The organism is Luteimonas sp. MC1750 (assembly GCF_016615955.1).
Lineage (GTDB): Bacteria > Pseudomonadota > Gammaproteobacteria > Xanthomonadales > Xanthomonadaceae > Luteimonas.
In genome coordinates this window covers 850461-869181 of the sequence record NZ_CP067113.1, presented here as the reverse complement: position 1 = coordinate 869181, position 18721 = coordinate 850461, and the positions used below count along the sequence as shown (strand labels likewise).

At 70.6% G+C, this 18721-nt stretch carries 17 protein-coding genes and 1 pseudogene; 5 read left to right on the top strand and 13 right to left on the bottom strand.

Annotated features, from left to right (window positions below; genetic code table 11):
* Positions 1-15: 15 nt before the first annotated feature.
* The 7 genes from ispF to JGR68_RS04055 all read right to left on the bottom strand — a co-directional run bounded on the left by ispF (position 16) and on the right by JGR68_RS04055 (position 6318).
* On the bottom strand, positions 16-495 hold the full coding sequence (gene ispF, locus JGR68_RS04085; RefSeq protein ID WP_199360962.1) for a 2-C-methyl-D-erythritol 2,4-cyclodiphosphate synthase: 480 nt from the start codon (positions 493-495) through the stop codon (positions 16-18).
* Positions 492-1181, bottom strand: coding sequence for a 2-C-methyl-D-erythritol 4-phosphate cytidylyltransferase (gene ispD, locus JGR68_RS04080; protein WP_199360960.1), 690 nt, complete (start codon positions 1179-1181; stop codon positions 492-494). The genes ispF and ispD overlap by 4 nt, the downstream gene beginning before the upstream one ends.
* A complete protein-coding gene (ftsB, locus tag JGR68_RS04075; RefSeq protein ID WP_199360957.1) occupies positions 1178-1519 on the bottom strand; it encodes a cell division protein FtsB in 342 nt (113 codons plus the stop codon). The genes ispD and ftsB overlap by 4 nt, the downstream gene beginning before the upstream one ends.
* An 11-nt stretch (positions 1520-1530) precedes the next feature.
* Positions 1531-2817, bottom strand: coding sequence for a phosphopyruvate hydratase (gene eno, locus JGR68_RS04070; RefSeq protein WP_199360954.1), 1287 nt, complete (start codon positions 2815-2817; stop codon positions 1531-1533).
* Between the two features lie 250 nt (positions 2818-3067).
* A complete protein-coding gene (gene kdsA, locus JGR68_RS04065) occupies positions 3068-3901 on the bottom strand; it encodes a 3-deoxy-8-phosphooctulonate synthase (protein ID WP_199360952.1) in 834 nt (277 codons plus the stop codon).
* 173 nt (positions 3902-4074) lie between these two features.
* Complete coding sequence (locus JGR68_RS04060) at positions 4075-5739, bottom strand: CTP synthase (protein WP_199360950.1); 1665 nt, start codon at positions 5737-5739, stop codon at positions 4075-4077.
* 75 nt (positions 5740-5814) lie between these two features.
* On the bottom strand, positions 5815-6318 hold the full coding sequence (locus JGR68_RS04055) for a globin (protein ID WP_199360947.1): 504 nt from the start codon (positions 6316-6318) through the stop codon (positions 5815-5817).
* A gap of 142 nt (positions 6319-6460) precedes the next feature.
* Here JGR68_RS04055 and parE point away from each other — a divergent pair, with 142 nt between their 5' ends.
* Positions 6461-8350: a DNA topoisomerase IV subunit B gene (parE, locus tag JGR68_RS04050; RefSeq protein ID WP_199360945.1), complete on the top strand. Its 1890-nt coding sequence runs from the start codon at positions 6461-6463 to the stop codon at positions 8348-8350.
* 105 nt (positions 8351-8455) lie between these two features.
* Here parE and hutG read toward each other — a convergent pair whose 3' ends face one another.
* Genes hutG through JGR68_RS04030 form a run of 4 tightly spaced genes read right to left on the bottom strand, consistent with a single transcriptional unit; the run spans position 8456 to position 12432 of the window.
* Positions 8456-9238, bottom strand: a complete 783-nt coding sequence (gene hutG / locus JGR68_RS04045; protein ID WP_199360943.1) for an N-formylglutamate deformylase — start codon at positions 9236-9238, stop codon at positions 8456-8458.
* Between the two features lie 17 nt (positions 9239-9255).
* Positions 9256-10632, bottom strand: coding sequence for a glutathione-disulfide reductase (gene gorA, locus JGR68_RS04040; RefSeq protein WP_234446585.1), 1377 nt, complete (start codon positions 10630-10632; stop codon positions 9256-9258).
* Positions 10629-11879, bottom strand: coding sequence for an FAD-dependent oxidoreductase (locus JGR68_RS04035; RefSeq protein ID WP_234446584.1), 1251 nt, complete (start codon positions 11877-11879; stop codon positions 10629-10631). The genes gorA and JGR68_RS04035 overlap by 4 nt, the downstream gene beginning before the upstream one ends.
* A gap of 28 nt (positions 11880-11907) precedes the next feature.
* Positions 11908-12432: a peptidylprolyl isomerase gene (locus JGR68_RS04030; RefSeq protein WP_199360939.1), complete on the bottom strand. Its 525-nt coding sequence runs from the start codon at positions 12430-12432 to the stop codon at positions 11908-11910.
* Positions 12433-12502: 70 nt separating this feature from the next.
* On the opposite strand from JGR68_RS04030, the gene JGR68_RS04025 reads away from it, so the two are divergent.
* The 3 genes and pseudogenes from JGR68_RS04025 (at position 12503) to JGR68_RS04015 (ending at position 14863) form a co-directional block, all read left to right on the top strand.
* Positions 12503-13054, top strand: a complete 552-nt coding sequence (locus JGR68_RS04025; protein WP_199360937.1) for a C40 family peptidase — start codon at positions 12503-12505, stop codon at positions 13052-13054.
* A 379-nt stretch (positions 13055-13433) separates the two neighbouring features.
* Positions 13434-13820 (top strand): annotated as a pseudogene (locus tag JGR68_RS04020) (C40 family peptidase); the annotation flags it as partial.
* 158 nt (positions 13821-13978) lie between these two features.
* The gene (locus tag JGR68_RS04015) at positions 13979-14863 is read left to right on the top strand and encodes a bile acid:sodium symporter family protein (protein WP_200672725.1); all 885 of its coding nucleotides are present in this window, start codon (positions 13979-13981) and stop codon (positions 14861-14863) included.
* Here the strand turns inward: JGR68_RS04015 and JGR68_RS04010 are convergent.
* Both JGR68_RS04010 and JGR68_RS04005 read right to left on the bottom strand, forming a co-directional pair.
* Entirely contained in the window at positions 14856-16277 is a 1422-nt protein-coding gene (locus tag JGR68_RS04010; protein ID WP_199360788.1) for a pitrilysin family protein, read from the bottom strand. The two genes, JGR68_RS04015 and JGR68_RS04010, sit on opposite strands and share 8 nt — an antisense overlap.
* A 10-nt stretch (positions 16278-16287) precedes the next feature.
* Entirely contained in the window at positions 16288-17688 is a 1401-nt protein-coding gene (locus JGR68_RS04005) for a pitrilysin family protein (protein ID WP_199360786.1), read from the bottom strand.
* Between the two features lie 139 nt (positions 17689-17827).
* On the opposite strand from JGR68_RS04005, the gene bla reads away from it, so the two are divergent.
* Positions 17828-18718: a subclass B3 metallo-beta-lactamase gene (gene bla, locus JGR68_RS04000; RefSeq protein WP_199360784.1), complete on the top strand. Its 891-nt coding sequence runs from the start codon at positions 17828-17830 to the stop codon at positions 18716-18718.
* Positions 18719-18721 lie beyond the last annotated feature (3 nt).

The following is an 18721-nucleotide window of genomic DNA, read 5'->3' as shown; positions in this document are numbered from 1 at the left end:
CATCGCCGGCATCGCTCAGGCCTCGACCAGCAGGCAGACCGCCTGCGCGGCGATGCCCTCCTCGCGACCGATGAAGCCCAGGCGCTCGCTGGTGGTGGCCTTGACGCTGACCGCGTCGAGCGCAATGCCGAGGTCGGCCGCGATCGCCTCGCGCATGGCCTGCGCGTGCGGGCCGACCCTGGGTCGCTCGCAGATCACCGTGGCGTCGATGTTGCCGGCCTTCCAGCCGCGCCCGGCGGCGAGCGCCACGCAGTGGCGCAGGAGCGCGCGGCTGTCGGCGCCCTTCCAGCGCGCTTCGGACGGCGGGAAGTGCAGGCCGATGTCGCCCAGCGCCAGCGCACCGAGGATCGCATCGCACAGTGCATGCAGGATCACGTCGCCGTCGCTGTGCGCGACGAGCCCACGGTCATGCGGCACGCGCACCCCGCCGAGCATCACATGGTCGCCCTCGCCGAAAGCATGCACGTCGTAGCCGTGGCCGATGCGGATGGTCACGGGCCCCTCCTTTCCAGCAGGAATTCGAAATAGGCCAGGTCGGCCGGCGTGGTCACCTTGATGTTGTCCTCGGCGCCCTCGACCAGCAGCGGCCGCAGGCCCTGGCGCTCCATGGCCATGGCCTCGTCGGTGACCTCGATGCCGTCGGCGGCCGCGGCGTCCAGCGCCCGGCGCAGCTGCAGGCGGCGGAACAACTGCGGCGTCTGCGCGCGCCACAGGCGCTCGCGCGGCTCGGTGGCGTCGATGCCGCCGTCGTCGCCGGCGCGCTTGAGCGTGTCGCGCACGGGCGTGGCCAGGATCGCGCCCACCGGATCCTCGCGGCCGCGCTCGAGCAACGCGGCAAGGTCGGCCAGCTGCAGGTTCGGGCGCGCCGCGTCGTGCACCAGCACGAAAGCGTCCTCGCGCACGTCGCCGGGCAGCGCGGCCAGGCCTGCCAGCACCGATTCGGCGCGGCTCCCGCCGCCGGTGCAGGCGATCACCGGGCGGCCGCTGCCGTCGCTCCAGCCCTGCCAGTGCGCGTCGCCGTCGGCCAACGCCACCACCACGCCCTGCACCGACGGATGCGCGAACAGCGCGCGCAGGCTGTGCACGAGCAGCGGCTCACCGCCGGCCTGCAGGTACTGCTTGGGCACCTCGCCCCCGAAGCGCGTGCCGCGCCCGGCGGCCGGGACCACGGCCCAGGTCATCGCGTCTCTCCTTCGTCCGCGTCCGACGGGGAGGCGTCCGCAGCGGGCGCGGGCGGCGTGCGCTCGACCACCCGGTAAAACGTTTCCCCGGGCCGGATCATGCCCAGCTCGGCGCGTGCGCGCTCCTCGATCGCCGCCTCGCCTGATTTCAGGTCGGCGACCTCGGCCGCCAGCGCCGCATTGCGGTCGCGCAGGCCATCGTTCTGCCGTGCCTGCTGCTCGACCTGGGCCTGCAGCCCGGCGACCTCCTGCGTGCCGCCGCTGCCGAACCACAGCCGGTACTGCAGCCACGCCAGCAGCGCGACCAGCACGACCAGCACGATCCGCAGCGTGCGCATGGCGGGTGGCGTCAGCGCTTCAGCGAAACGAAGGCGTCGCGACCGGCAAAGCGCGCCTGGGCACCCAGCGACTCCTCGATGCGCAGCAGCTGGTTGTACTTGGCCACCCGGTCGCTGCGGCACAGCGAGCCGGTCTTGATCTGGGTGGCCGTGGTCGCCACCGCGATGTCGGCGATGGTGGTGTCCTCGGTCTCGCCGGAGCGGTGCGACACCACCGCGGCGTAGCCGGCCTGGTCGGCCATGGCGATGGCTTCCAGGGTCTCGGTCAGCGTGCCGATCTGGTTGACCTTGATCAGGATCGCGTTGGCGGTACCGGTGTCGATGCCCTGGCGGAAAATCGACGGGTTGGTCACGAACAGGTCGTCGCCGACCAGCTGCACGCGATCGCCCAGGCGCTGGGTCAACAGCTTCCAGCCGTCCCAGTCGGCCTCGGCCATGCCGTCCTCGATGGTGACGATCGGGTACTGGTCGCTCCAGGAGGCCAGGAAGTCGGTGAACTGCTCGGCCGACAGGCGCTTGCCCTCGCCCACCAGGTGGTACTTGCCATTGTCGTAGAACTCGCTGGAGGCCACGTCGAGGCCCAGCAGCACGTCGTCGCCGGCGCGGTAGCCGGCCTTGCCGATGGCTTCGAGGATGGTGTCGAGTGCTTCGACGTTGCTGCGCAGGTCGGGCGCGAAGCCGCCCTCGTCGCCGACCGCGGTCGACAGACCGTGGCCCTTCAGCACCGACTTCAGCGCGTGGAAGATCTCGGTACCCGCGCGCAGGCTTTCGGAGAACGAATCGAAGCCCACCGGAAGCACCATGAATTCCTGCAGGTCGACGTTGTTGTCCGCATGCGCGCCGCCGTTGATGATGTTCATCATCGGCACCGGCAGCACCGGCGCGCGATCGCCGGCCAGCAGCTGCCACAGCGGGATGCGGCGCGAGGCCGCCACCGCGTGCGCCGCGGCCATGGACACGCCCAGCAGCGCATTGGCGCCCAGCCGGCCCTTGTTGTCGGTGCCGTCGAGGTCGATCAGGCGCTTGTCGAGGCCGGCCTGGTCGGCGGCGTCGAAGCCCTTGAGCGCCTCGGCGATCGTGCCGTTGACGTTGCCCACCGCCTGCGTCACGCCCTTGCCGAGGTAGCGGGTCCGGTCGCCGTCGCGCAGCTCCACGGCCTCGCGGGTTCCGGTCGATGCGCCCGAGGGCACCATGGCGCGACCGAACGCGCCATCGACGAGGGTCACCTCGGCTTCCAGCGTGGGATTGCCACGGCTGTCGAGGATTTCACGGGCATGGATCTTGGCGATATTGGTCATGGTCTCGCTTTGTCGCTTTATGTGGGATTACGGGAGAGCATTTTTTGCCACGGATTGACGCGGACAAGGGCGGATTCACACGGATAAAGCAAAAGCAGGATCATTTCTGATGTAGGAGCAGCTATAGCTGCGATCCCGACATCGCGACCGAAGTGCGGTCGCAGCTATAGCTGCTCCTACACTGGAAGGTCTTCGCTCTATCCGTGTGAATCCGCCCTTGTCCGCGTCAATCCGTGGCAAATCCTTCTTCTTAAATCTGGCTTTCCAGGAAACCGGCACGCTTGGTGACGGCATCCAGTTCGAGCATGGTTTCAAGCAGCGCGCGCATCCTGTCCAGCGGCCAGGCGTTCGGGCCGTCGCTCAGCGCCTTGGCGGGGTCCGGGTGGGTTTCCATGAAGACGCCGGCGACGCCGACGGCAATGGCCGCGCGCGCCAGCACGGGCACGAACTCGCGCTGGCCGCCGCTGGAGGTGCCCTGCCCGCCCGGCAGCTGCACCGAATGGGTGGCATCGAACACGACCGGGCAGCCGGTGTCGCGCATCACCGCGAGGCTGCGCATGTCGCTGACCAGGTTGTTGTAGCCGAAGCTGGCGCCGCGCTCGCAGACCATGATGTCCGGGTTGCCGGTGGCCTTTGCCTTCTCGACCACGGGCTTCATGTCCCACGGCGACAGGAACTGGCCTTTCTTGATGTTCACCGGCTTGCCGGCGGCGCAGACCTTGCGGATGAAGTCGGTCTGGCGCACCAGGAAGGCCGGGGTCTGCAGCACGTCGACGACGCTCGCGACCTCGTCCATCGGCGTGTACTCGTGCACGTCCGTCAGCACCGGCACGCCGATCTGCCGCTTCACCTCGCCGAGCACCCTCAGGCCTTCCTCCATGCCCGGCCCGCGGAACGCGGTGCCCGAGGTGCGGTTGGCCTTGTCGAAGCTCGACTTGAAGATGAAGTTGATCCCCAGCGCCGCGGTGATCTCCTTCAGCCGCCCGGCCACGTCCAGCTGCAGCTGCTCGCTTTCGACCACGCAGGGGCCGGCGATGAGAAAGAACGGCTGGTCGAGGCCAACGTCGAATCCACAGAGTTTCATTCAGAAGCCTTTTTTTGCCACGGATTGACGCGGATAGGAGCGGATTTTCACGGATGGGACAAAAGCGGATGCCATGGAAAAGGCGGGTACGTCCACGTCAACCACGGACCACTCCGGCTCTGCTTGATCCGTGCAGATCCGTGAACATCCGCGCAAATCCGTGGCAAAGCCTTTCACGCACTCGCCTCCTTCAGCAGCTTCCCGCCCGCCCTGCGCTCGCGCGCCGCGCGGACGAAGCCGATGAAGAGCGGGTGGCCGCTGCGCGGGGTGGAGAGGAATTCGGGGTGGGCCTGGCAGGCGATGAACCAGGGGTGGTCGGCCAGCTCGATCATTTCGACCAGCAGGTCGTCCATGGACTTGGCGCTGACCACCAGGCCGGCGTCCTCGAGCTGGGTGCGGTAGCGGTTGTTGAATTCGTAGCGGTGGCGGTGGCGCTCGGCGACCACGTCCTTGCCGTACAGCGCGCGCGCCCGGGTGCCCGGCTTCAGGCGCTGTTCCTGCAGGCCCAGGCGCATGGTGCCGCCCAGGTCGCTGTCCTCGCCGCGGCGCTCGACCTCGCCGGTCTTGGTGCGCCACTCGGTGATCAGGCCGATGACCGGGTGCGGGGTCTGGCGGTCGTTCTCGCTGCTGTTGGCGCCGTCCAGCCCGGCCACGTGGCGCGCGAAGTCGACCACCGCCGCCTGCATGCCGTAGCAGATGCCGAAGTACGGCAGGCCGGTCTCGCGCGCGTGCTTAGAGGTCAGCACCTTGCCCTCGAAGCCGCGGTCGCCGAAGCCGCCCGGCACCAGCACGCCGTCGACGCCTTCCAGCGTGGCCGCGGCACCGTGGCGCTCGATGTCCTGCGACTCCACCCACTTCAGGTTGACCCGCGTGCGCTGGCGGATGCCGCCGTGGCGCAGGGCCTCGGCCACCGACTTGTAGGCGTCCTTGTGGTCGACGTACTTGCCGACCACGGCGATCGTGACCTCGTCGATCGGATGCTGGGTGGCGTCCACCACCGCCTCCCACTCCGACAGGTCGGCCACCGGTGCGGCCTTGTCGGCCAGGCGCAGGCGCTCGACGACGAAGGCGTCCAGCCCCTGGTTCTGCTGCCACATCGGGATCTTGTAGATATTGTCCAGGTCCACCACCGAGATGACCGCCTTCTCGGAGACGTTGGTGAACAGGGCGATCTTGCGGCGCTCGCTGTCGGGCAGCGGCTGCTCGCTGCGGCACAGCAGCACGTCGGGCTGGATGCCGATCGAGCGCAGCTCCTTCACCGAGTGCTGGGTGGGCTTGGTCTTGAGCTCGCCGGCGGCGGCGATGTACGGCACCAGGGTCAGGTGCAGGAACAGGGCCTTGTCCGGGCCCCGCTCGGTGCGGATCTGGCGGATCGCCTCCAGGAACGGCAGCGACTCGATGTCGCCCACCGTGCCGCCGATCTCGACCAGGGCCACGTCGAAGCCGTGGGTGGCCACGTCGATGCAGCGCTTGATCTCGTCGGTGATGTGCGGGATCACCTGCACGGTGGCGCCCAGGTAGTCGCCGCGGCGCTCCTTGCGAATCACGTGCTCGTAGATCTTGCCGGTGGTGATCGAGTTCTTGCCCGACAGGCGCACGTTGACGTAGCGCTCGTAGTGGCCGAGGTCCAGGTCGGTCTCGGCGCCGTCGTCGGTGACGTAGACCTCGCCGTGCTGGAACGGGCTCATGGTGCCCGGATCGACGTTGATGTATGGATCGAGCTTCATCATCGTCACCCGCAGGCCGCGGGCTTCGAGGATGGCCGCCAGCGATGCCGCCGAGATGCCCTTGCCAAGCGAGGACACCACACCGCCGGTGACGAAGATCAGGGGAGTCATGGTCAGGCTGCCGCAGGAAAGCCATAGTCTAGCGGCTGGCGCTGGCAGGGGCGACCTTGACAGGCGGCGCCGGGCTCAGCCCTGCCGCGGCCGCAGGCCCTGCACCACCCGTGAAAACAGCCCGCGCGCGCCGTCCTGCGCGGGCCCGGGACGCACCGCGGCGGCCCCGTCGCGGGCCTTGAACGTGTCGACCACCACGCCCATGGCCTCGCTCCAGCGCGCCATCAGCGCCTCGTCGGCCTCGGGATCCGCCTCGCGCACCACCGTCAGCAGGCTCTCGACCCAGTCGCGGTACAGCGCATGCGGCACCGGGCAGCGGCCGTCCCGAGCGTGCACCCCGCCCATCTCGTTGATCCCGCGCTCGACCACCCGGCTGCCGCCCGCGTGGAAGATCGCCATGGTGATGCCGCGGCGGAGCGCCATGCGCTGCCGGCTGAAATCGGTGTGCGCGAACATCGCCGGAACGTCGGGGTTGCTGGCCAGGAAGACCTCGTAGAAGCGGCCGATGAACGCCTTGTCGCGCAGGCAGCGGCCATAGCTCTGGTGGAGGTCGGCATAGGGATCGGTGGTCGCGTTCAAGGCAGGCTCCTGGAGGGGGCCGGGCATGGTCGCCGGGGCGGGCCGAAGGCGGTTTGACCGCGGTCAAGGTGCGCCTTGACCCGCTACCCCCACCCCGCCATTCTGGGCGGCTCACCCCGCCAGACACCCCCAGACCCCGCTGATGAGCGCACGCTACGACGCCGCCGATATCGAAGTCCTGTCCGGCCTGGACCCCGTCAAGCGCCGTCCGGGCATGTACACCGACACCGCGCGGCCGAACCATCTGGCACAGGAAGTCATCGACAATGCCGTCGACGAGGCCCTCGCCGGGCACGCGCGCGCGATCTCGGTGACGCTGTACCGGGACGGCAGCTGCGAAGTCTCGGATGACGGCCGCGGCATGCCGGTCGACATCCACCCCGAGGAAAAGGTCCCGGGCATCGAGCTGATCATGACCCGGCTGCACGCCGGCGGAAAATTCAGCAACCGCAACTACGCCTTCTCGGGCGGCCTGCATGGCGTCGGCGTCAGCGTGGTCAACGCGCTGTCGACCCTGGTCGAAGTGCACATCAAGCGCGACGGCAACGAATACCGGATGGCCTTCCAGGACGGCAACGTGTCCAGCGGCCTCGACGTCGTCGGCGCCGTGGGCAAGCGCAACACCGGCACCCGCCTGCGCTTCTGGCCGGACCCGAAGTACTTCGACACGCCGAAGTTCAACCTGCGCGCGCTGCGCCACCTGCTGCGCGCCAAGGCCGTGCTGGCACCCGGCCTCACCGTCACCCTGTTCGACGAGGCCAGCGGCGAGCGCGACGAGTGGCACTACGCCGACGGCCTGCGCGACTACCTGGCGGGCGAGCTGCTGGGCCGCGAGCCCGTGCCGCCGCAGCTGTTCCTGGGCAGCCTGAAGAAGGACACCGAGATGGTGGACTGGGCGGCCGCGTGGATCCCGGAGGGCGAGCTGGTGCAGGAGAGCTACGTCAACCTGATCCCGACCGCCCAGCACGGCACCCACGTCAACGGCCTGCGCTCCGGCTTCACCGACGCGCTGCGCAAGTTCTGCGAGTTCCGCAGCCTGCTGCCGCGCGGCGTGAAGCTGGCGCCGGAAGACGTCTGGGACCGGGTCAGCTTCGTGCTCAGCCTGAAGATGAGCGACCCGCAGTTCAGCGGCCAGACCAAGGAACGCTTGAGCTCGCGCCAGGCTGCCGGGTTCATCGAGGGCGCGGCCGAGGACGCCTTCACCCTGTGGCTCAACAGCCATGTCGATCTGGGCGAAAAGATCGCCCAGCTCGCCATCGACCGCGCCAGCGCGCGGCTGAAGACCGAGAAGCAGATCGTCCGCAAGAAGGTGACCCAGGGCCCGGCGCTGCCCGGCAAGTTGGCGGACTGCATCAGCCAGGACCTGTCGCGCACCGAGCTGTTCCTGGTCGAGGGCGACTCGGCCGGCGGCAGCGCCAAGCAGGCCCGCGACAAGGACTTCCAGGCCATCCTGCCGCTGCGCGGCAAGATCCTGAACACCTGGGAGGTCGCGTCGACCAGCGTGCTGGCCAGCGAGGAAGTGCACAACCTTGCCATCGCCATCGGCTGCGACCCGGGCAAGGACGACATCTCGGGCCTGCGCTACGGCAAGGTGGTGATCCTGGCCGACGCCGATTCCGACGGCCTGCACATCGCGACCCTCCTGGCGGCGCTGTTCCTGCGCCACTTCCCGGCGCTGGTGCGCGCCGGGCACGTGTTCGTGGCGATGCCGCCGCTGTACCGCGTCGACGTGGGCAAGCAGGTGTTCTACGCGCTCGACGAGGAGGAGAAGCGCCTGCTGCTGGAGAAGATCGCGCGCGACAAGCTGAAGGGCCAGGTCAACGTCACCCGCTTCAAGGGCCTGGGCGAGATGAACCCACCGCAGCTGCGCGAGTCGACCATCCATCCCGACACCCGCCGCCTGGTACAGCTGACCGTCGACGAGCCCGAAGAGACCCGGCTGCTGATGGACATGCTGCTGGCGAAGAAGCGCGCCTCCGACCGCAAGTCCTGGCTGGAGGAAAAGGGCGACCTGGCCACGCTGGAGGTCTGATCGCGCCGGCGTCCACTCCCGCCACGCCATCCCCTTGTAGGAGCGGCTAAAGCCGCGATCGCCCTGCGACGCCGTCGCGATCACGATCGCGGCTGTAGCCGCTTCCTACAGCTCGCCCAGCGCGGCCTCCAGCAGCGCGCGCAGTACGTCCTGCAGCGACGCCGCCTTGGCCACGTCCCAGGCGAAGCTCGCCTCGTCCATGTAGCAGCGCTGGGCGATCTCCAGCTGCACCGCTTCCACGCCCAGTTCCGGGCGGCCGTAGTGGCGGGTGATGTAGCCGCCTTTGAAACGGCCGTTGGCGACCCAGTCGTAGCCGTCCTGCTTCGCCAGGGCCACCGCCAGGCGTCCGGCCAGCTCGGGCGAGCAGCTGACGCCGCCCGCGGTGCCGAGATTGAGGTCGGGCAGCCGGCCAGGGAACAGCCACGGCAGTTCGCCGCGGATCGAATGCGCCTCCCACAGCACCACGCCGCCGTGCGCGTCGCGCAGGCGCGCGAGTTCGCCGGCCAGGGCCACGTGGTAGGGACGCCAGTACGCCTCGACGCGTGCGCCTATTTCGTCCGGCGACGGCTCCTGTCCGTCGGCATACACGGCGCTGCCGTCGAACTGCCGCACCGGGCACAGGCCGGTGGTGTTCTGCCCCGGGTACAGCGAGGTGTCGTCCTCGCTGCGGTTGAGGTCGACCACGTAGCGCGAATGCGTCGGCACCAGCACCGAAGCACCCATGGCGCGCGCGAAGTCGTACAGCCGCGACACATGCCAGTCGGTATCGGGAACGCGACGCGCGCTGGCGGTCAGGCGCGCGGCGATCGCGTCCGGCACGTGGGTGCCGTCGTGCGGCAGGCTGACCAGCAGGGGCCGGGAGCCGTGGTGGAGGGTGAACAGGTCCATTCCCCGATCCTAACCGCTCAGCGCAGCAGCACGATCTCTTCGGCGCTGGTTGGATGGATGGCGACGGTGGCGTGGAAGTCGGCAAGCGTGGCGCCCATCTTCACCGCCACCGCGAAGCCCTGCAGGATCTCGTCGGCGGCCTCGCCCACCAGGTGCAGGCCGACCACGCGCTGCTCCTCGCCGACGCACACCGCCTTGAACATGCTGTGCTGCTGCACGTCGGCGAGCGCGTGCAGCATCGGGCGGAAGGTGGTGCGGTGGCAGCTGACCGCGTCGGCGCCGAAGCGCTCGCGCGCCTCGGCTTCGGTCAGGCCGACCTTGCCCAGCGGCGGATGCGAGAACACCACGGTCGGCACCTGGCGGTGGTCGACGCAGGCCCCGGCATCGCCGCCGAACACCCGGTCCATCAGGCGCCGGCCTTCGGCGATCGCCACCGGCGTCAGCGCCAGGCGGCCGGTCACGTCGCCGACGGCATGGATCCGCTCGGCACTGGTCGACTGGAAGGCATCGACCTCGATGTGGCCGTCAGCCGCGGTGCGCACGCCGGCGGCGTCCAGGCCCAGCCCGTCGCTGTTGGGCCGGCGGCCGGTGGCGAAGATCACGCTGTCGAAGGGCGTGCCGGCATCGCCGTCGCGCTCGCGCAGGCGCACGCCGCCGCCCTCGCCCGCCTCCAGCGCCGCCAGCGCCGCCAGCGGATAGCCGAAGTGCAGCACGATGCCCGACTGGCGCATATTGCCCTGCAGGCGCTCGACCACGTCCGGATCGAAGCCCTTGAGCAGTGCGTCGCCGCGCACGAACAGTTCCACCTGGCTGCCCAGGCCCTGCAGCACGCCCGCGAGTTCGACGCCGATATAGCCGCCGCCGATGATCGCCACCCGCGCCGGCGCGGCGGCCAGCGCGAAGAAGCCGTCGGAATCGAGGCCCAGCCCGGCGCCGGGGATGTCGGGACGCACCGGACGCCCGCCGGTGGCGAGCAGGATGTGCTCCGCCTGGACCTCGGTGCCGTCGTCGCAGTCGACCCGGCCGTTGCCGGCCAGCCGTCCGCGCGCGGGCAGCAGCACGATGCCGGCCTCGTCCAGGCGGCGGCGGTAGCTGCCATGGATGTTGGCGATGTAGCCCTGCCGGCTGGCCACCAGCTGCGCCCAGTCGGGGTAGCCCGGCTCGACCGGGAAGCCCAGGGCCTTCGCATGGCCGATGCGCGCGCCGAGCTCGGCCGCCAGCCACATCGCCTTCTTCGGCACGCAGCCGACGTTGACGCAGGTGCCGCCGAGTTCGCCCGGCTCCAGCAGCGCGACCCGCGCGCCGTGCTGCGCGGCGCGGAAGGCGGCGGCCAGGCCGCCGGACCCGCCACCCACCACGGCGAGGTCGACGTGGAGGCGACGGGCGGTGCTCACCGGAAGCGCTCCGGCGAATACGCGGCGGGATCGATCCGCGGCGCGGTCCCGGTGATCAGGTCGGCCAGCAGCTGGCCGGTGGCGGGACTCATGCTGACGCCCATCATGCCGTGGCCGGTCGCGACCCAGGTGCGGCGGCGTCCGGGCACGCGGCCGATGATCGGCACGTCGTCCACGCTCAGCGGACGCCAGCCGTACCACTCCTCGCGCTTCACCGGCCCGACGGGATCGTGCAGGAACTCGGCCGCGCCACGCTCCAGCGCCCGCAGCCGGCGGGGGTTGAGGTCGGTGCTGTAGCCCGACATCTCCATCGTGCTGCCCAGGCGATAGCCGCTGTCCCACACGGTCACGCAGACGCTGGGCTCGTGCAGGATCACCGGCCGCTTCGGCACCAGGGCCGGGCGGTCGTAGGTGATCGAATAGCCCTTGCCGGGCTGCACCGGCACGGCGCGGAGGCCCGCCGAGCGCATCAGCGTGGTCGACCAGGCACCGGTGGCCAGCACCACTTCGCGCGCGCGCACGGTGCCGCGGCTGCCGTGGACCACCACGCCGTCGGCGTCCTCGTCGATGGCGGTGACGTCCCAGCCTTCGTCGATCACGCCGCCCAGCGCGCGCAACGCGTCGGCCATGCCGCTGACGTAACGGTCGGGGCGCAGGTGGGCGTCGCCGGGGAAGTGCAGCGCGCCCTTCAGGCCCGGCTTGAACGCCGGGTCCTGGCGTTCGTACTCGGCGCCGTCGATGAGCCGTCCATGGACACCCAGTTCGGCGAGGTGCGGGAGGTCGCGCGCGGCGATCTCGAGCTCGCGGGCGTCCCGGAACACGTAGTCGGTGCCTTCCTGGCTGAACTCCGAGCCGGGCGCGTGGCGTGCGACCCAGTCGGGAAACACCTGGATCGAATCGTTGAGCAGGCCGGCCTTGGCGGTCATCGCCGTCTGCCAGTCGCGCGCGTTGCAGCGGCTGGCGAAACCCAGCAGCCACTGCCAGAGGCGCGGATCCAGCCGCGGCGCGACGTAGAACGGCGCGTCGGGCGTCAGCATCCAGCGCAGCGCGCGGCCGATCGTGCCCGGCGCCGCCAGCGGGAAGGCATGGCTGGGCGTCAGCGTGCCGCAGTTGCCGTGCGAGCTGCCGCTGCCGAGCGTCCGGGCTTCCAGCAGGCGCACGCTGCGCCCGGCCTCGACCAGCGACAGCGCGGTGCACAGGCCGATGACGCCGCCGCCCACCACGACCACATCGATACGTTCATCCATCGCGGAGCTTCCGGCGCCCGGGGGCGGGTCAGCCGGCCTTGCCCGCGTCGTCGCCCGCGTCGTCGCCGTCGTGGCCGTGGTCATGGCCGCCGTCGCCGTGCACGTGGCCGTGGTCGATCTCGACCTGCTGCGCCTCGCGCACCTCGACGATCTCGATGTCGAAATGCAGGTCCTTGCCGGCCATCGGGTGGTTGAGGTCGACGTCGACCACGCTCATGCCGACCTTCTCGACGGTGACCGCGCGCGGACCGAAGTTGGTCTGCAGCACGACCTGGTCGCCGACCGCGAGCTTCTGGCCGCCGAAGTGCTTCTTCGGCACGCGCTGGGTCATGCCGTCGCGGCGCTCGCCATAGGCGTCGGCCGAAGCCACGTCGGCGGAAAAGCTCTCGCCCGCCTCGCGGCCTTCCATCGCCTTCTCCAGGCCCGGGATGATGTTGCCGTGGCCCATCAGGATCGCCAGCGGCTCGCCGCGGTCCTTCGAGGTCTCCACCGGCTGGCCGTCTTCGGACACGGTGTAGTGGAAGCGGACGACGCGGTCTTTCTCGATCTTCATGGCAGGAATCCGGTGGCGCGGCACGCGGCCGCTTGTAAGGAGGTCGCCGGCTCGGCCAAGATGCCGGCCGATGGGCAAGACCTCGCATTATCCAGACAGCGGCCTTCGCGCGCCAATCGCCGTGTCCGGCCTCGTTGTCCTCCTGCTGGCCGCCGGCTGTGGACGCGACGACGTCCGCCCCGCCCCGCCGCGCAGCGAGCCGGTCGGCCAGCGCGACTGGCCCCAGGTCACCCCGGCGGACCCGGCCTCCGCCAACTCGGTGCTGATGCGCGCCATCAGCCTGGTCGGCACCCCCTACCGGTATGGCGGCAACACTCCCGAGGGCGGCTTCGACTGCTCGGGCTTGGTGAACTACGTTTACCGCGACATGCTCGACCTGCGGCTGCCGCGCACCTCGCGCGACCTGGCCGCCTGGCAGGGCCCGAGGATCGAACCGCAGCAGCTCGCCACCGCCGACCTGGTGTTCTTCGGCAGCGGCGGCAGCGTCACCCACGTCGGCATCTATGTCGGCGAGGGCCGCTTCGTGCACGCCCCCAGCACGGGCGGCACGGTGCGGCTCGACCATCTCGACGGACCTTACTGGCGGCGCAACTACAGCGGCTCGAAACGCGTTCTTCGCTGAATCAGTGACTTGGATCACTCTTTTCTTCACGCTACGCTGATGAAAAGTTAACAAACGGCCCGTCTCTCTACGTCACCATCACGCCTGCTTCGAAAACAGTGAAGAGCGCGTGATCGATTCCCACCAGACAGAACGCCGCCGTGCGCCCCTCCGGGCCCGCTCCCTCGTCATCGCTGCCGTTCTTCTGCTTGCGGGTTCTCCCGCCATCGCGGCGCCCTTCATGGGTGCCGATTCCGCCGACCAGCTGATGGGCGGCTCCGCCAGCCAGACGCTGGTGGGCAGTGCCTTCGCTCCCGAGCGCAACATGCTGAGCGCCGCGGACGTGAACCAGCTGATCGAAGCCAGCCAGTCGCTGGCCGCGGGCGACAAGGAGCCGACCGGCCGCATCCAGGCCCTGCTCCAGCGCGCCATGGGCCTGCTGGGCACGCCCTATCGCTGGGGTGGCACCTCGCCCGACTCCGGCTTCGACTGCTCGGGCCTGGTCAACTACGTCTTCCGCACCACCCTCGGCATCGAGCTGCCGCGCGTCTCGCGCGAAATGGCCAGCAACGGCGAGAAGGTCGAGCGCGCCGCCCTGAGCGCGGGCGACCTGGTGTTCTTCGGCCGCCGCGGCACCCGCGTCGACCACGTCGGCATCTATGTCGGCGACGGCCAGTTCGTGCACGCCCCGCGCACCGGCCGCGACGTGACCGTCTCGAGCCTGGATACCGGCTACTGGGCCAACCGCTTCCTGCAGGCGCGCCGCGTCGAGGGCCTGGGCAGCTGAGACCGTCCCCGGCCTCTGTCCTCCAGCACCGAGTGAAGGCCGCCTCCGGGCGGCCTTCGCGCATCTGCGGCACCGCGCCGCCTCCGCGCTGCGGCGCGGCGTGCACAGGCGCCCGCAGCGGCCCTAAGCTCGGCTGATCCCCGCCGGAAAGGATGCCGATGCAGGCCTCGCTGCTGACCAACCTCCTGCTGCCGCTGGCCCTGGGCGTAATCATGCTCGGGCTGGGGATGGGCCTGGCGCTGGACGATTTCCGCCGGGTGGCGCGCTACCCCAGGGCGGTGCTGGTGGGACTGGCGCTGCAGACCCTGCTCCTGCCCTGGGTGGCCTTCGGGCTGGCGCTGGGCTTCGGGCTTGAGCCCGAGCTCGCGGTCGGCCTGATGCTGCTGGCCGCATCGCCGGGCGGGGCGACCGCCAACATCTACAGCCACCTGGCGCGCGGCGACGTGGCGCTCAACATCACCCTGACCGCGATCAACAGCCTGCTCTGCCTGCTGACCCTGCCGGTGATCCTCGACCTCGCGCTGGAACATTTCCTCGGTGCCGGGCGCTACGTGCCTCCGCCGGTGGCCAAGGTCGTCGAAGTCGCGGTGATCATCCTGCTGCCGGTGGCCGCCGGCATGGCGGTGCGGCATTTCGCGCCGGGCTTCGCCGTGGCCTCCGTCCGGCCGCTGCGGCTGCTGTCGGTGCTGGTGCTGGCGCTGCTGGTCGCGGTGGCGGTGGCGCAGTCCTGGCAGGTCCTGCTGTCCTCGGTGGCCGTGGTCGGACTGGCCTGCCTGCTGTTCAACCTGGCCAGCCTGGGTGCCGGCTACGCCACGCCGCTCGCGCTGCGGCTGCCGCGCCCGCAGGCGATCGCCATCTCGATGGAGATCGGCATCCACAACGGCACGCTGGCGATCTTCATCGCGCTCAACGTGCTCGGCAGCGCCGCGATGGCGATCCCCGCGGCGGTGTACAGCCTGCTGATGTTCTTCACCGCCGGCGCGTTCGCGGTCTGGCTCAACCGCGAACGCGCCCACCCGGCGCCCGCGCGGGCGCCTACTTGAGGGTGGTGAACTCGCCCCAGTCGGCCAGCTGGTCCGCGACCGAGCCGCCGTCACCGACGACGATGATGCTCTGGCGCTCCGGGGCGAAGTACTTGGCCGCCATGGCCTGCACCTGGGCGGCATCGACGGCGCGCACCCGGGGCACGAACTCGCCCAGGTATTCCGGCGGCAGGCCCACCAGCCAGTTGCCGGCCAGGGTCGCCGCCACCGCCGCCTGCATCTGGTTGCCGATCAGGTACCCGCCGGCGACGTAGCGCTTGGTGTCGTCGAGCTCGGTGGCCGGCACCGGCTCGCTGCCGATCCGCGCGTACTCCTTGAAGAACTCCGTCAGCGCCGCCCCGGTGACCTCGTTGCGGACGTCGGCGGCGCCGCTGACGTGGCCACCCTGCGCCGAGGTGCTGGCACCGGCGCGCGCGCCGTAGGTGTAGCCCTTCTCCTCGCGCAGGTTCTGCATCACCCGGCTGGAGAAGCTGCCCCCCAGCACGGTGCCGGCGAGCTGCAGCGGGATCGCGTCCGGATCGGTGGCCGCCACGGCCGGGCTGGCCAGGCGGAGCGTCGACTGCACGCTGCCGTCGCGCTGCAGCAGCAGGCGCTGCGGACGGGCGTCGCGCGGCGCGGCGGCGGTCGGCGCAACCTCGGCGCCCGACGCGGCCCAGTCGCCGAAGGCCTGCTCGGCCAGGGCGAAGGCGGTGTCGGCGTCGATACGGCCGGCCACGACCAGCAGGCTGCGGTCGGGATGGAAGCGGCGCTGGTGCTCCCGCCGCAGGACCTCGGGCGTCACCGCGGTGATCGAGGCCTCGGTCTGCTGGGTGCGGGCATAGGGGTGCTCGCCGTAGACGGCCGACAGCAGCGCGCGGTTGGCGCGGAAGCCCGGCTGGGCCTCGGCCGCCTTCAGCGCCTGCAGCGCATTGGCCTGGGCCAGGCGCACCTCCCCTTCCGGGAAGGCCGGCGTACGCGCCACCTCGGCCAGCAGGGAGAGCATCGGACCGGCGTTGGCGGCCAGGGCGTTGCCATAGACGAGGGCGCCGTCGCTGGTGACGGACGCGCCGACGGCGCCGCCCTGCGCCTGGGCGAATTCCGCGATCTGGCGGGAATCGCGCTGCGCCGTGCCTTCGGCCAGCAGTCCGGCCAGCAGCGCGGCGAAGCCGGGGGCGTCAGGGGCATCGGCCACGTAGCCGGCGTTGCGCACCGCCAGCACGTAGTCCACGCGGGGGATGCCGTCGCGCGGCACCACCCAGACCTCGAGGCCGTTGGCCAGGGTCTTGCGGGCGATGTCGGGCACCGGCAGCGGTTTGTCGGCGGCGTAGGCCGGCAGGTCCTTGGGCAGCGCGGCGGCGGGGCCGGCGACGGCGGCGCCGCAGGCCAGCGCGGAGACGGCCAAGGCGAGCAGCGAATGCTGGAAGAAGCGGGTCATGGTCGTCTCCTCAGTCCTGGGTCGCGGCGGCGGCGGGTGCGGCCGTGTCGGCCGCCAGCATCGCCTCCGGCTTGCGGTCGATGACGGTGCGGTTGTCGCGCGTCAGGTAGGTGCGTGCGGCGCGCTGCACGTCGGCCGAGGTCACGGCGTCGATCCAGCCGGGGATGCGGTTGACCACCGTGGCGTCGTCCCACATCAGCTGCAGCTTGGCCAGCGCGTCGGCGCGGGAAAGGAAGGACTCCAGGCCGTTGTACCAGTCGGCCAGCATGCGGGTCTTGATCCGCGCGAGCGTCGCGTCGTCCACGCCCTCCTCGACCACCCGGGCGATCTCCTCGTCGATCGCCGCCAGGACCGCATCGGCGTCGGTGGTCGGCTTGTACAGCGCGAACACGGTGAACAGCGTGGGGCCGTCGTACTCCCATTCGCTGGTCAGGCCGTAGAGCGACTCGACGTTCAGCGCCAGCTCGCGGCCCTTCACCAGGCCCTGGTACAGGCGCGAGGCGTCGCCGTTGGCCAGCAGCGCGCCCAGCACCGCCATCGGCGCCTGGTCGGGGCTGCCGCGCTCGGGCATCTTCCAGGCGGCGGCGATCGCCGGCACCTGGGCCAGCTTGTCGCCCTGCTGGATGCGCTTCTCCTGCGTGTTGAGCCCCTCGCTGAAGTCCGGGGCCGGCGGCGTGGCGCGCGCCGGGATGTCGCCGAAGTACTTCTGGGCAAGCGCGAAGCCCTCCGTGGGCGAGATGTCGCCGGCAAGCGAGAGGATCGCGTTGTTGGGGCCGTAGTAGTCGCGGTGGAAGGCCTTGACGTCATCGAGCGACGCCGCCTCCAGGTCCTCGAAGCTGCCGTAGCCGTCGTGGTTGTTCTCCCACTTCTGGAAGGCCTGCATGCCGATGTCGATCCACATGAAGCCGCCGTAGGGCTGGTTCTGCACGTTGTTGCGGATCTCCTCCTTCACCACGTCCTGCTGGTTTTTCAGCGTGGCCTCGCTGAAATCCAGCATGCGCATGCGGTCGGCCTCGAGCCACAGGATCGGCTCGATCGCCGACGAGGGCGCGATCTCGATGTAGTTGGTGAAGTCGGCGCGGGTCGAGCCGTTGTTGCGCCCGCCGCCGCCGGTGATTACGCGGTCGAACACGCCTTCGGGCGCGTTCGCGGAACCCTCGAACATCAGGTGCTCGAACAGGTGCGCGAAGCCGGTGCGGTTGCGCGGCTCCAGGCGCATGCCGATGCCGTAGACCACGCTCACGCCGACCACCGGCGCGCTGCGGTCCTCGGACACGACCACGGTCAGGCCGTTGTCGAGCGTTTTCGTCGCGACCGGGATGTTCCAGCGGTCGCCGTCGGTCGTGGCCGCGAAGGCCGGTGCCGCGATCAGCAGCGTGGACAGCCACGCCGCTTGCCTGAGAAGTTTCATCGGTCCTCCATCTCCCTTGTGGACAGGGGGGACAGTAGCGCGGCCCGGGGCCGCGGTGGCAGGCCGGAAGTCATGCAGGCGGGGTCATCGTCGCCGGCAGCCTGCGCGATACTCGCGGTTTGACCACGAGACCGACCCGATGCCCCTCCGCGCCGCCGGCCACCGCGCTCCCCTGCTTCCCGCCCTCGTCGGACTCGCCGGACTTGCCGGGCTACCGGCGCTCGCCGCCGAGCCGCCGCTCCCCCAGCTCGAGGCCTATGCCGTCCACGAGAGCTGGCGCCAGCCGGTCGCGCCGGTGCGGATCGCCGACAACACCTGGCACATCGGCAGCGCGAACCTCTCGGCGATCCTGGTGAAGACCTCCGCCGGCGCCGTCCTGATCGACGGCGGCATGCCGCAGGCCGCGGACCTGCTGCTGCGGAACATGGCCGCGCTGGGCGTCGCACCGGGCGACTTGGAGCTGATCCTGCTGAGCCAGGCGCACGCCGACCACGCGGGTCCGCTGGCCGAGATCCGCCGGCGCACCGGCGCGCGGGTGGCGGCCAACGCCGAGTCCGCGGTGCTGCTGGCACGCGGCGGCAGCGACGACATCCACTTCGGCGACGCCATCGTCTATCCGCCGGTGCAGGTCGACCGCCTGCTGATGGATGGCGAGTCGGTCGAACTCGGGGAGATGCGCTTCACCGTGCACTTCATGCCCGGGCATACGCCCGGCAGCATGGCCTGGACCTGGACCGACCGCCGGGGCGACGAGCCGGTGCGCATCGCCTATGCCGACAGCCTGACCGCCCCCGGATACCGGCTGCTGGACAACCCGCGCTACCCGCGCATCGTCGAGGACTTCCGCCGCAGCTTCGACGTGGTGCGCGCCCTGCCCTGCGACGTGCTGGTGACACCGCACCCGGATTTCAGCGGATGGGATTTCGCGGACCCGACGGCCTCCCGCCACGTCGGCTGCGCCGCGTACGCCGACCGCTCCGAGGGCAACTTCGACCGGCAGCTGGAGGCCGAACGCGCGCGCAAACGCTGAGCG

Coding starts and splice junctions, on each gene's coding strand:
- JGR68_RS04030 (WP_199360939.1), bottom strand. CDS start 12,432: ATGAAGATCGAGAAAGACCGCGTCGTCCGCTTCCACTACACCGTGTCC.
- JGR68_RS04060 (WP_199360950.1), bottom strand. CDS start 5,739: ATGACTCCCCTGATCTTCGTCACCGGCGGTGTGGTGTCCTCGCTTGGC.
- JGR68_RS04035 (WP_234446584.1), bottom strand. CDS start 11,879: ATGGATGAACGTATCGATGTGGTCGTGGTGGGCGGCGGCGTCATCGGC.
- JGR68_RS04025 (WP_199360937.1), top strand. CDS start 12,503: ATGGGCAAGACCTCGCATTATCCAGACAGCGGCCTTCGCGCGCCAATC.
- parE (WP_199360945.1), top strand. CDS start 6,461: ATGAGCGCACGCTACGACGCCGCCGATATCGAAGTCCTGTCCGGCCTG.
- JGR68_RS04010 (WP_199360788.1), bottom strand. CDS start 16,277: ATGACCCGCTTCTTCCAGCATTCGCTGCTCGCCTTGGCCGTCTCCGCG.
- JGR68_RS04015 (WP_200672725.1), top strand. CDS start 13,979: ATGCAGGCCTCGCTGCTGACCAACCTCCTGCTGCCGCTGGCCCTGGGC.
- bla (WP_199360784.1), top strand. CDS start 17,828: ATGCCCCTCCGCGCCGCCGGCCACCGCGCTCCCCTGCTTCCCGCCCTC.
- eno (WP_199360954.1), bottom strand. CDS start 2,817: ATGACCAATATCGCCAAGATCCATGCCCGTGAAATCCTCGACAGCCGT.
- JGR68_RS04005 (WP_199360786.1), bottom strand. CDS start 17,688: ATGAAACTTCTCAGGCAAGCGGCGTGGCTGTCCACGCTGCTGATCGCG.
- ftsB (WP_199360957.1), bottom strand. CDS start 1,519: ATGCGCACGCTGCGGATCGTGCTGGTCGTGCTGGTCGCGCTGCTGGCG.
- ispD (WP_199360960.1), bottom strand. CDS start 1,181: ATGACCTGGGCCGTGGTCCCGGCCGCCGGGCGCGGCACGCGCTTCGGG.
- kdsA (WP_199360952.1), bottom strand. CDS start 3,901: ATGAAACTCTGTGGATTCGACGTTGGCCTCGACCAGCCGTTCTTTCTC.
- hutG (WP_199360943.1), bottom strand. CDS start 9,238: ATGGACCTGTTCACCCTCCACCACGGCTCCCGGCCCCTGCTGGTCAGC.